Annotated in this window: 13 protein-coding genes; 1 reads left to right on the top strand and 12 read right to left on the bottom strand. The window is 49.8% G+C overall.

The features are described from left to right. Window positions 1-6: 6 nt before the first annotated feature. Window positions 7-939 carry a Ppx/GppA family phosphatase gene (locus KGF88_RS13385; protein ID WP_153826896.1) on the top strand — a complete coding sequence of 311 codons (933 nt, stop codon included), beginning with the start codon at window positions 7-9 and terminating at the stop codon, window positions 937-939. Window position 940: 1 nt separating this feature from the next. Here KGF88_RS13385 and hemB read toward each other — a convergent pair whose 3' ends face one another. The 12 genes from hemB to trmH are packed head-to-tail and all read right to left on the bottom strand — an operon-like array spanning window position 941 to window position 12,300. After that, window positions 941-1,945, bottom strand: a complete 1,005-nt coding sequence (gene hemB / locus KGF88_RS13380) for a porphobilinogen synthase (RefSeq protein ID WP_153826897.1) — start codon at window positions 1,943-1,945, stop codon at window positions 941-943. 26 nt (window positions 1,946-1,971) lie between these two features. Then, the gene (locus tag KGF88_RS13375) at window positions 1,972-3,777 is read right to left on the bottom strand and encodes a sensor domain-containing diguanylate cyclase (protein ID WP_153826898.1); all 1,806 of its coding nucleotides are present in this window, start codon (window positions 3,775-3,777) and stop codon (window positions 1,972-1,974) included. 7 nt (window positions 3,778-3,784) lie between these two features. Beyond that, complete coding sequence (locus tag KGF88_RS13370) at window positions 3,785-4,573, bottom strand: TatD family hydrolase (RefSeq protein ID WP_153826899.1); 789 nt, start codon at window positions 4,571-4,573, stop codon at window positions 3,785-3,787. 8 nt (window positions 4,574-4,581) lie between these two features. Then, window positions 4,582-5,133 (bottom strand): hypothetical protein, encoded by a 552-nt coding sequence (locus tag KGF88_RS13365; protein ID WP_153826900.1) that lies wholly within the window; start codon window positions 5,131-5,133, stop codon window positions 4,582-4,584. Window positions 5,134-5,135: 2 nt separating this feature from the next. After that, a complete protein-coding gene (gene tatC, locus KGF88_RS13360) occupies window positions 5,136-5,900 on the bottom strand; it encodes a twin-arginine translocase subunit TatC (protein ID WP_153826901.1) in 765 nt (254 codons plus the stop codon). Beyond that, complete coding sequence (gene tatB / locus KGF88_RS13355) at window positions 5,893-6,240, bottom strand: Sec-independent protein translocase protein TatB (RefSeq protein WP_110075521.1); 348 nt, start codon at window positions 6,238-6,240, stop codon at window positions 5,893-5,895. Before tatB ends, tatC begins: the two co-directional genes overlap by 8 nt. Window positions 6,241-6,243: 3 nt before the next feature. After that, window positions 6,244-6,468, bottom strand: a complete 225-nt coding sequence (gene tatA, locus KGF88_RS13350) for a Sec-independent protein translocase subunit TatA (protein ID WP_110075522.1) — start codon at window positions 6,466-6,468, stop codon at window positions 6,244-6,246. A 17-nt stretch (window positions 6,469-6,485) separates the two neighbouring features. After that, window positions 6,486-8,093: a ubiquinone biosynthesis regulatory protein kinase UbiB gene (ubiB, locus tag KGF88_RS13345; protein WP_153826951.1), complete on the bottom strand. Its 1,608-nt coding sequence runs from the start codon at window positions 8,091-8,093 to the stop codon at window positions 6,486-6,488. Between the two features lie 47 nt (window positions 8,094-8,140). Continuing rightward, on the bottom strand, window positions 8,141-8,737 hold the full coding sequence (locus KGF88_RS13340) for a ubiquinone biosynthesis accessory factor UbiJ (RefSeq protein WP_153826902.1): 597 nt from the start codon (window positions 8,735-8,737) through the stop codon (window positions 8,141-8,143). Then, a complete protein-coding gene (ubiE, locus tag KGF88_RS13335) occupies window positions 8,737-9,492 on the bottom strand; it encodes a bifunctional demethylmenaquinone methyltransferase/2-methoxy-6-polyprenyl-1,4-benzoquinol methylase UbiE (RefSeq protein WP_153826903.1) in 756 nt (251 codons plus the stop codon). The genes KGF88_RS13340 and ubiE overlap by 1 nt, the downstream gene beginning before the upstream one ends. Before the next feature lie 43 nt (window positions 9,493-9,535). Continuing rightward, a complete protein-coding gene (gene recG, locus KGF88_RS13330) occupies window positions 9,536-11,617 on the bottom strand; it encodes an ATP-dependent DNA helicase RecG (protein WP_153826904.1) in 2,082 nt (693 codons plus the stop codon). Continuing rightward, window positions 11,614-12,300: a tRNA (guanosine(18)-2'-O)-methyltransferase TrmH gene (gene trmH / locus KGF88_RS13325; RefSeq protein WP_153826905.1), complete on the bottom strand. Its 687-nt coding sequence runs from the start codon at window positions 12,298-12,300 to the stop codon at window positions 11,614-11,616. The genes recG and trmH overlap by 4 nt, the downstream gene beginning before the upstream one ends. Window positions 12,301-12,312: the final 12 nt, after the last annotated feature.

The raw sequence follows: 12,312 nt of genomic DNA, 5'->3' as shown, positions 1-12,312 counted from the left end.
TCACTTATGACGCAGGAAGCGCGCTTTGCAGCAATTGATCTTGGTTCGAATAGTTTTCATCTTATTATTGCTGCAACCAAGCGCGCTGGCGGATACCGGATCATCTCCCGCTACCGCCACAAAGTCCGTTTAGCTGCTGGCTTAGATCAGCAGCTATGGGTCAATGATGCGGCCATTGGTCGCGCCTTACAGTGCTTATCCATGTTTCGTAACATGCTGGCCGACATTCCGTTGGGTCACATTCGTTGTGTGGCTACCGCAACCTTGCGCAAAGCCAGTAACCAACAGCAAATGATCGCCCAATTTGAGGAAGCTTTAGGCTGTCCCATTGAAGTCATTTCTGGTCACACTGAAGCCAAACTCATTTACCAAGGGGCGACGAGTGCCTATGCCGGCTCGAGCAAGCCCCTACTGGTGCTGGATATCGGCGGTGCCAGCACAGAGGTTATCGTCGGTCATGGTACTGAACCTCTGCACTTAGAAAGTTTTGATTTAGGCTGCGTGGTTTGGCAACAGCGCTTTTTTCATAACCAAACTATTTCAGCAACTGCCTGTAACGACGCTATCGCCTCAGCACGAGCACTTTTGGCCGACCATGTAGGTAGGTTCAAAGAATTGGGATGGGAGCACGTAAGCGGCGCCTCAGGCACCTTCCGCGCGCTGTTAGACTTAAGGCAGAGCCGACAACTCACTCCAGTGATAGATGCGACTTGGTTACAGCAGGTGTTAGCTGAAGTTATTGCTGTAGGACATGTACAACGGTTACACGAGCTTCCGTTACGGCGCGACCGCACGGCTGTCTTTGTAGGTGGGCTCTGTATCTTGATTGCCTTGCTCGAAGAGCTAGGCATTCACCGGGTGCATCTGGCGGCGGGAGCATTGCGTGAGGGGCTGTTACTACAACAACTAGCGGCAGTAACAGCACCCAGCAACAATTAAGTTAGCTTGCTTGCTGCAACTTTTGCGCAGCTACCTTGGCAAAGTAAGTTAAGATGCCATCGGCACCAGCGCGCTTAAAGCCTAACAACGACTCTAAAATCACATCTTCACTCAACCAACCGTTGGCGATAGCCGCCTGCATCATAGCGTACTCACCACTCACCTGGTAAGCAAAAGTAGGCACTTTAAAGGTATCCTTAACGCGTCGTACGATATCCAGGTAGGGCATGCCCGGCTTAACCATCACCATATCCGCACCTTCTTCAAGATCAAGTGCAACTTCATGCAAGGCTTCATCGCTGTTGGCCGGGTCCATTTGGTAGGTCTTTTTATTACCGCCTTTTAAATTACCGGCAGAGCCGACCGCATCCCGAAACGGACCGTAGAATGCAGACGCATATTTAGCAGAATACGCCATGATTTGGACGTTGATGTAGCCATGCTGCTCGAGGGCTTCACGAATAGCTCCAATCCGGCCATCCATCATATCTGACGGTGCCACCACATCAGCACCAGCCTCGGCATGAGATAGTGCTTGGCGAACTAAGGCCTCCGTGGTGATATCGTTTTGCACATAACCGGCTTCGTCAATAATGCCGTCTTGGCCGTGGGTGGTAAAGGGATCTAACGCTACATCGGTAATAACGCCTAACTCAGGTACCGCTGCCTTGATAGCGCGAACCGCTTGCTGGGCGATGCCGTTCGGGTCCCAAGCGGCCTCAGCAGTCAATGATTTATGCTCGGCTGGAGTCACAGGAAACAAAGCTACGGCAGGAATACCTAACGCTGCAATTTCTTTACATTCCTGCACTAACAAATCTATGGATAAGCGCTCAACGCCCGGCATGGACGCCACCGTTTCACGTTGTTCGGTACCCGGTAAGACAAACACCGGATAAATAAAATCGGCAGCTGTTAGCTGATTTTCTGCCACCATACGACGACTAAATTCATGACGGCGTAAACGGCGCATACGACGAAACGGAAAATGGCTGACATGCTGCATAGATTATCCTCTGAGATGGCGGACGGTTAGTCGCTCGCTAGACGCTTAGCAACCACCCGAATTTGATCACGACCAGCAGCTTTAGCGCGGTACAGCGCTTCATCGGCGGCTGCTAGTAATTGGGTGGGCTGATCATAGACCCCAGGACGAGCTACTGCAACCCCCATACTGACGGTGATGCGCATCTCCCCTTGATCCGTATCAAAGGCATGCTGACGTACCTTCTCGGCAATCTTCATGGCAATATCACGAGCGCCAATTTCATCCGTATCTGGCAGCAGCACCACAAATTCTTCACCGCCATAACGATAAACAGTATCACTAGCGCGACGTAGCAATTGCCGCAGCACCTGCGCCAGTTCAATTAATATTTGGTCGCCCACCAAATGTCCGTGGCTATCGTTCAAAGGTTTAAAATGATCGATATCAAGCATAATCAGCGTTAGTTCGCGGCCACTGCGCATGGACCGACGAAACTCGCGCTTAAATTCTTGGTTCAGAAACCGCCTATTGTACAAGCCAGTCAGACCATCTTCGTTGCTCTTTTGCTCGAGTTCTTGATTGGCTTTTTGTAGCCGTAGCATCACCTGCTTCAGCTCTTGAGTTCGTTTCGTCACCATATCTTCGAGTTGATGATTTAATTGCTCTTTCAACACCAACTGCTCTTGCCTACTTTCGTTAAAGCGCAATGCCAGAACCCAAGACAGCAGCAACACCTCAAATGCTGACGCTGCCATGATGGCGTAACGTTGCACAAAAACCGATTCAAACAGCCCCAAGTAGCCCAAGGAATTAACACTGATAGCGGCCAGCAAGCCGCCTAATGCGAAGGTATAAATACGCGCGTAAATCAGGCCGCGGCGCCATAAAATGATGCCGCAACTCAGTAAAAAGCCACAGCATATAACCGCAAAACCAAGTACAAAAGGTATCAAAACCGCGTAGGGCAAAATCAAGCTGAGCAGAAAAATAACGCCATACAGCGCCATAAAGAAGCGCAACACCCTATGTAATCTGGCACTGTGCTGCTTGGTTTGTAACACGCCCATGGTCACCAGCGTTGCAAACAAAATCATGATGCTACCTATCATGGTAACAATTCGATCTTGAATCCATACCGACCATGGCCACAGGTACTGATAACCCACCCCATCTAAACCGGCCATTAGCAGCCCGACGGAGAGAGTGTAAGCTGAGTAATTTAAGAAACTACGGTCTCGAGTGACCAAATAGGTGAAGAGGTTATAAAACACCATGCACAAGATCAGGCCGAAATACAGCCCAGTAGCGGCCACCTGATACTGATGAAACTCCATGAATTGCAACGGTGACCAGATCTCTAGCGGAAACCTTAGCGAGCTTTCAGTTTGGACTCTGAGGTAAATATCGTGGGCTGCATGGGTAGGCAGCGGAACGACAAAGTTTTTATTGTGAATGGGTCGCTGCGCAAAGGGATATTGATCGCCCATGCTGACCTGACTCAGCACTTGCCCTGTTTGCACAAAATAAACGTCGATCGAGTCGAGTAAGGGATAGCCTAAATAAAGCATGCGGTCGGCGTCATTAGCACCTACCGATACTTTAAACCAATACGCCTGTGGCGTGTATCCAAAAGACACCGCCTCACCTGCTGGCATCTGCTGCCATGCTGCGGCTGGCTGTTGCAGCAAGCCTAGGAGCGTGGTTGTATTGGTTTCAGCTTGATAATAGATGCTTGGTTTAACAACCTGTAGCGGCTTCGGTGGTGTCGACTGCGCTTTGACCGCAGTTACGGCTACACCAATAATAAGCAGCAGCACCAGGGTTACCCATCGGCCCCAAGAAACGTTCATAGCATCCCTATTGTTGTATAAATTCTAGGCTGTTCTGCCAGCACTGAGCAGCAATTGTGGTGACTTCCTGTTGTCTTAGCTGCGCCAGATACTCACCTATAGCGGGGAGTAAACTAGGTTCATTGTATTTGGGTCTTGGTCGAATCGTTCGCGGAAGTAAAAACGGTGCATCGGTTTCTAACAGCAATCTGTTCGCTGGTATCCATGGCACCGCCTGTTGTAACTCTGTTCCTCGACGTTCATCACATAGCCAGCCCGTGATGCCTATATAACAACCAAGATCGAGGTAATTAGCAAGCTCTTTTTCGCCGCCAGTAAAACAATGCGCTAGCATCCGTGGAATACTTTTTAAGAAGGGCTTTAATAGTGCTAATTGCTGTGCTTGTGCATCACGTTCATGTAAATAAACAGGCAACTTCAATTCAGCAGCTAGTTCCAACTGAGCGGTAAAAACCTGCTGCTGAATAGGTGCGGGCGAGTAATTGCGGTTAAAATCTAACCCGCACTCACCAATCGCTACCACCGCTGGATGTTGAGCTAGTTCTCGTAGTCGGGCTAAATCGGTGGGCTGGCTAGCCGCCGCATCGTGTGGATGAATACCAACACAGGCCACCAACTGCTGCGGAAAACGTTCACACAAAGCCAGTGCCTGCTCGCTTTCAAACACATTAGTACCAATCACCAGTTGACGCTCAACGCCAGCGGCTAAGCCACGTGCAATGACCTGTTCGGCTTGCACCAGTAGCTTAGGATTGGTTAAATTCACCCCAACATCAAACCAGCGTAATGCGCTCATGCTTAGAGTTAATCGATGCGCCGCACTTTAATCCGTCGCGGGGTGCCTTCGTAACTTAAGAAGAAACTGGTAAAGGCGCCACGCTCAATGTAGTAGCGTGCGTCATCCTTAAACAAAAATGTTCCGGACTCAGATTGCTCCCAGATTTGCCCATCTTCAGTTTCAACCACCCAATAACCGCGCGCATTTTGTTCCAGTTTGGTAATCGTAATGTACTGTCGATCAGGGGCATCTTCGGTTGCGGTACGATGTTCCTTACCAAATTTTTGCTTCACATCAGCTTGGCTTCGCTCTGCCGCGCGGGCCGAGCGATTCATACCACTTGCACCCGGCGCACTAGCTGCTACCGCAGTCTCATCACTACCGCGTTGCGCTACGGTAACTTGTGCTGCGAGTTCATCAAAACAAACCAAGCGCTGTAACGCATTCTTGATATCAGCACAACGTAACAACTCAGCATCCACTGCTGTTTGTGCCGTTGCTGGCGCCGACCAAGCGGCCGTCAGTACTGTCGTCAACATCAACGCACTTGTTCCAAACCCATACATCAGCTTTCGCATAGCTACTTCCCATTCGTATTAGTTGCATCGGCGGAGTCAGCAGCTGGCTTAACTCCCGCTTTTTGATATAGACCTGCAATAACTAGCCCAAGTTCAAACAATAACCACATTGGAATAGCAAGCAACGTTTGTGAGATGACATCCGGTGGTGTCAGAATCATGCCCACAATAAAAGCAATTACAATGACATAAGCTCGCTTAGCACGCAATGCAGCGACGCTTGTTACGCCACTCCAAACCAATAAAATAATAGCGACTGGGGTTTCAAAGGCAATCCCAAACGCCATAAAAATGGCCAGCACAAAGTCTAAATAGCGAGCTATATCAGTTGCTACTGTCACCCCTTCTGGAGCGGCCCCAGCTAAAAAGTTTAAGGCTAACGGCAACACCACCCAGTAAGCAAACGCCACCCCAGCATAAAATAATAACGTACTACTTAACAGCAGCGGCACCACTAAGCGCCTTTCGCGTTTATACAAACCCGGAGCGATGAATCCCCACAGCTGCCACAGCAAAAATGGAATAGCCAATGCAATAGCTACTACTAAAACCAACTTGAAGGGGGTGAAAAATGGTGTGGCCACATCGGTGGCTATCATACTGGTGCCCTGCGGCAAACTCTCCAGCATAGGCAGCGCTAGCCAGTGGTATAGATCGTTGGCAAAGGCCGCCAACAGGGCAAAAATAACACCTACCGCCAGCAGACTTCGTAGCACCCGCGTTCGTAATTCTAGTAAGTGCTCCAAAAAGGGCATCTGACTAGCCATCTGACGAATCCTTAGGTTTATCGGTGCTGTTGCCCGTATTAGCAGGGGTGGCATAAGGGCGCTGCACTTGTTGCGCGGCTGCCTGTAATTCAACAATAGACCGCTGCACGTCGGGCGGTAATTTGTCCATGCCGAGTTCTTCAGCTTGCTTCAAATGCTCATGCAACTCTTTAATCCGCAGCTCATGATTCAGCTCTTGTTGCATGTTACTGGTAAACTCTTTGACTTTACTCACCCCTCGCTGCATTGAGCGCAAAGCTCCTGGCAGGCGCTCAGGACCCAACACAATCAGCCCCAGCACAGCGATTACCACCAGCTCCCAAAAGCCAATATCAAACATGGTCTACTGGTCTTTGTGGTCGGTACGCGTAGCTTCAGATTGCTGCTGATGTTCAACCTGATCATTGGTTTTTTCTTGCGGTTTAGTCTCGCTATCGTCATTCACTGACTTTTTGAAACCTTTAATGGCTGAGCCTAAATCACTACCAATGTTGCGCAGACGCTTGGTGCCAAATAACAGCACAATAATCAATAACACAATCAGCGCTTGCCAAATTCCAATTCCCATATCTTTGCCTTTGCCTCTTACGATGAACGTTTGCGTCGCCAACTTAGCCACGCACTAACGAGTGCTGCAGCGCCAGTAGCGGCAGGATAAAACCAAGCGACCTTAGCCACCACCAATAAGGTGGTACTGACCAGCATGGCCGCGGTAATCATTCCCCACCATACTTGCTGTGCATGTTGGCGTTGTTGCTCTGCCAATTGCAACATCATGCGTTGTTGATAATCCGCCTGATGCCGTTGTGTATTTAAGTAATCATAAAGCAAGGTCGGCATTTCTGGCAGCTTTTCTGCCCAAAAAGGCGCATTTTCTTTTACCGAGCGTATCACTGCTCGCCAACCCAACTGCTCGTGCATCCAACGTTCTAGGAACGGTTTTGCTGTTTTCCATAAATCGAGTTGTGGATACAAAGTACGCCCTAAACCTTCCACATAAAGCAAAGTCTTTTGCAGTAACACCAACTGCGGTTGTACTTCCATTTCAAAGCGGCGGGCGGTATTGAACAAATTAACCAAGACGTTACCAAACGAAATCTCAGCTAGGGGCTTATTGAAAATGGGTTCGCACACGGTTCGAATGGCACTTTCAAACTCTTCCACATTTACGTGCTTTGGCACCCAACCCGAGTCGATATGCAGCTCAGCCACCTTGCGATAATCACGATTGAAAAACGCCAAAAAGTTCTCGGCCAAATAACGCTTATCTTCACGATTGAGCGTGCCGACAATACCAAAATCAATCCCTAGGTACTGAGGGTCGTCGGGGTGTTGACGTGACACAAAAATATTGCCAGGATGCATATCGGCATGAAAGAAACTGTCGCGGAACACTTGCGTAAAGAACACCTCAACACCACGTTCAGCGAGCTTCTTCATATCCACGCCCATGGCCATCAGGGTATCAACATCACTCACCGGGATGCCGTCTATGCGCTCCATGACCATCACATTAGGGCGACTGTAATCACTGAACACAGTCGGAATATACAATAATTTCGAGTCCGCAAAATTACGTTTCAGCTGAATTGCGTTGGCTGCTTCACGCAATAAATCCAACTCATCGATTAAGGTTTTACGGTACTCTTTTACCACTTCGCGCGGCTTCAAACGCCGCCCGTCTGGCAGATGTCGCGCTAATACGGAAGCCAAGGTTTCCATTAACCGTAAATCCGCATCAATGGTCGGTCGGATATCAGGTCGAATCACCTTGATGACAACCTCAGTACCCGCATCATCACCATGTTTTAGGGTGGCGGTATGAACTTGTGCAATGGATGCCGATGCTAACGGCTGCACCATAAAATCGTCAAAAGCGTCATGAATATTTTCTAGCTCAAGTGCTTTTTCAATCAGCCGTTGCGCCTGTTGGCCATCAAAAGCTTTAACTTTATCTTGCAACACGGCCAATTCATTGGCGATATCAGGCGGCAACAAATCGCGACGGGTGGACAGCATTTGTCCAAACTTGACCCACACCGGCCCTAGCGACTCTAGCGCTAATCGAAGGCGCACTCCAGCAGGTTGCTGTTTGTGCTTGTTCGGAATCCAAAACAACAAATGCCGCCCCAAACGCACCGACCAAGGCAGCCAATGGGCGGGAATGATTTCGTCTAAACCATAGCTGAGCATGGTTTGGGTGATTTTATACAGGCGTTTTAGTCGAGTACTCACAATCCCTACCTTGTTTTTAACGCGCGCTCTAGCTTATCTACTTGCGCACGTAATTGCTGCACCTGCTGTTTAAACTCCGCCATTTGCTGGGAGCCAACTAAAATATGTTTTTCTTCAATAAGGACATCCGCTAGCCACTGTTGCTGCTCTGCTAACCGTTGCTGTAGCCATTGTTGGCTGCGCTTAAAAGCCTGGCCAACAACATGCGCTGGGACATCACCTATACGCTGGCTCATTTGCTCTTCCCAATCAATATCTAAGGCTACAAACAGCTGACTGAATTGTTGCGCCAGCATAGGATCACCCTCAATATCTAAGGCATCGGCTTTAATTAAGCGGGTGATATTGGCACTATCTTGCAACTCAGGGAGAACCGCCAAGCGCGTGATAATATGGCAATCAACGCTATCAGCATCGACCCAGCTCAACAATACACCTTGCTCACTAGCCTGCAACGTAAGGGGTTTACCGAGTTCAGTGAGGGTCACTCGCAAACGTTTCCCCGCCACCTTCTGCAACCGCGCTGAGCTAGCACCGTCCAAGCCAAGTAAATGATTTGCCAAGGCCTCTGCGGCACTGGTCGGCAATACAGTCCACAGCATTAGAATTTAAACCCACGATGCAGCGCTACAATGCCGCCGGTTAAATTATCAAACGTGACCTGATCGTAGCCTGCGGTTTCCATCATGCCTTTGAGCGTTTCTTGGTCTGGATGCATCCGGATCGATTCAGCCAAGTACTGATAGCTTTCAGCATCACCGGCCACCAACTGGCCCATCTTCGGCAACACATTGAAGGAGTAAAAATCGTAGGCTTGATTTAACAAAGGTTGTACCGGTTTCGAGAATTCTAATACCAGTAAGCGACCGCCCGGCTTTAACACTCTAAACATCGACTCTAAAGCCTTCTGCTTATCGGTGACATTACGTAAACCAAAAGCAATCGTAATGATGTCAAAACTATCATCAGCAAAAGGCAGCTCTTCAGCATTGGCTTGAACATAACTGACGTTGCCAACAATGCCGCGGTTACGCAGCTTGTCGCGCCCTACTTCTAACATGGCATCGTTGATATCTGCCAACACCACTTCGCCTGTAGGGCCTACTCGACGCGCGAAGGCAGCGGTTAAATCGCCGGTACCACCAGCAATATCTAATACTTTCATGCCCGTCCGAATACCGCTGCAATCAATGGTGTAGCGCTTCCATAAGCGGTGGATACCGAACGACATTAAATCGTTCATCACATCGTATTTTTGCGCCACTGAGTTAAACACATTGGCCACTAAGTTTTGCTTTTCTGTTTTGGCAACTTGTTTATAGCCAAAATCTATGGTGTCTTGCTGGTTATCTTTCATCTTTAAACCTTTTTCTGTCGCTGCGCCCTAGTGTACTACGAAATCATGCTTGGGCGTAGTGATCCCGTCGTGGTAACCACCGCTGTATCAGTGCATCAGCAGTGTGCGGGTAATGGTGCCAGATTTGGCTTGCCAAGTGCTGAACTTGATCAAGTAAATAACTATGTTTCATGAGGTCGGCTACTTTCATTTCGGTTAAGCCGGTTTGTCGCTGCCCAAGCAATTCACCTGGCCCACGTAACTCCAAATCACGCTGGGCTATGACAAAACCATCGGTACTGTCGCGCAACACCCCTAGCCGCTGCGTAGCAGTTTTCGATAGCGGCGCATGGTACAACAGCACACAGTGACTTGCCGCTGCCCCCCGGCCTACTCGGCCCCGTAACTGATGTAACTGAGCCAGCCCCAAGCGCTCTGGATTTTCAATAATCATTAAACTAGCATTGGGCACATCCACCCCAACCTCAATCACTGTCGTTGCCACCAGTAAATCGAGTTCGTGGGCCTTAAAAGCACTCATCACCGCTTCTTTTTCGGCACTTTTTAAGCGCCCATGCACTAAGCCAATGCGCAATTGTGGCAACGCTGCTGCCAGTTGCGTGGCGGTATCCTCAGCGGCTTGGCATTGCAGCGCCTCGGACTCTTCAATTAAGGTGCACACCCAGTATGCTTGTCGCCCTTGTTCAGTACAGACATGTTCGACTCGCTGGATCACTTGCTCACGACGGGTATCAGGAATCGCAACCGTGGTTACTGGAGTCCGTCCTGGCGGCAGCTCATCAATGATGGAAGTTGCTAAATCAGCGTAGGCGGTCATCGCCAAAGTTCGCGGAATAGGGGTTGCGGTCATGATGAGCTGATGCGGCTGAAATCCCTGATCAATCCCCTTTTGCCGCAGTTCTAGGCGCTGGTGCACGCCAAACCTATGCTGTTCGTCAATAATAACCAATACCAAATTGGCGTAGGTCACTTCGCTCTGAAATAACGCATGGGTGCCCACCACCAGTTGCACCTCACCGGCAGCTATCGCGGCTAGGTTTTGTTGCCGCTCTTTAGCCTTCTGTTTGCCTGCTAACCAGCCCACAGCAATACCGAGGGGCTCAAACCACTGTCGAAAAGTAAGCGCGTGTTGCTCAGCCAGAATCTCCGTTGGGGCCATCAGGGCTACCTGAAAGCCTTGCCCTATAGCCGTCAGTGCGCTTAAAGCAGCGACCAAGGTCTTGCCTGAACCCACGTCTCCTTGTACTAAGCGCATCATCGGTTGTGACAACGCCAAATCCGCTTGTATTTCGCCAACCACGCGCTGCTGAGCTGCGGTCGGTGCAAAGGGTAATTGCTGCAAAAATTGCTGCTGCAAGACAGGATTCACGGCTAGTGCTCGAGCTTGATGAGCCTGCTTTAGCGCCCTTAGTTTCAATAAACTGAGCTGGTGTGCCAATAACTCTTCCGCTGCCAGTCTCACCTGAGCAGGATGTGTACCCTCTGCTAACTGGCTTAAACTAACGTCCAAGGGCGGCCGGTGTAAAACCCGTAGGGCGGCTGCCAACGAAATCCCACCTGGCTGCAGAGATTCTGGCAGCAATTCAGGCAGTGCTTGCTCATTTAGGTAAGTAAGCGCTTGCTCAGATAACTTTCGTAAAGTGGCTTGTTGAACCCCTTCTGTCGCTGGGTACACGGGGGTTAAAGACTGCTCGGCTAGAATGGGCACTTGCCCTTCTATTATTTTATATTCCGGATGAATCATATCGGGGCCCTGCAGGCCTCGTTTTACTTCACCAAAAAGCTGTAACCTAGTGCCTTGTTCAAACTGTTTCAGCTGGGCTGCACTAAACTGAAAAAACACTGCGGTTAACACGCCGCTCGTATCTTTTACTCGCACCTTGAGCATGCGCTTGCGGCCGTAGGTAATCTCAGCTTTTATCACTTCCGCTACCATAGTGGCGGTGGTGCCCTGCTGCAGCGCAGCAATCGGATAAATCCGTGATCTGTCTTCATAGCGCAAGGGTAAATGCAGGAGCACATCTTGCACATTCATCAGGCCTAGTTTTTCTAATTTAGTTTGTAGTTTCGGCCCAACCCCCTTCAGATTGCTCAGCGGGATGAGGTGCAAGCTGCTTAAACTCATCTTTTAGCGCTCCGAATCCGTTGCCACCACTGCTCATCAGCAAGAATTTCACCTTGCTCGCCCACTGCCGGATAAGGAATATCATTGAGTCGACAAAGCCGCGCGAAAATAGGGTGGCCCCCCTCAAACAGCACCCGCTGCCGCTCTGCTTGTGGCAGTGAAGGTTGTTGATAGCGCCCAACTGCCGCACGTTGGCGTTGTGCTTCGTATAAAATCACAGCCGCTGCCACGGAGACATTCAGTGACTCCGCCATCCCTACCATGGGCACAATCACTTGATGGTCAGCCGCGGCAATCGCTTCTGGCGTAACTCCGCGACGCTCTTGCCCCAAAATAATGGCCGTTGGCTTGGTGTAATCAATGGCTCTGAAATCCACCGCTTGGGGCGACAAGTTAGTCACTATGATTTGTTTTTTCTCTGCTTTTAACTGCTCAATGGCACTTGGCAAACCGTCATGGTTGTGCACCTTAACCCATTTATTGGTGCCTACCGCAGCCCCCGCCCGTACCCGCAAACGCGGGCCGTACCAAATGGCATGAACCTCATGTATCCCTACCGCATCAGCGGAACGAATCAGTGCTGACAGATTGTGATTTTTATGCACACTCTCTAAGCAGAGCGTTAAATCAGCTTGGCGCTGATCAAGTAATTGATTTATCCGAGCCAAACGCTCGCTAGTCATGGTAAATTCCAA

It is taken from the genome of Idiomarina loihiensis, from assembly GCF_024584785.1.
In the GTDB taxonomy this organism is placed as follows: domain Bacteria; phylum Pseudomonadota; class Gammaproteobacteria; order Enterobacterales; family Alteromonadaceae; genus Pseudidiomarina; species Pseudidiomarina fusca.
Note: the sequence above shows the minus strand (reverse complement) of the source record. Positions and strands in the feature narration are given on the sequence as shown.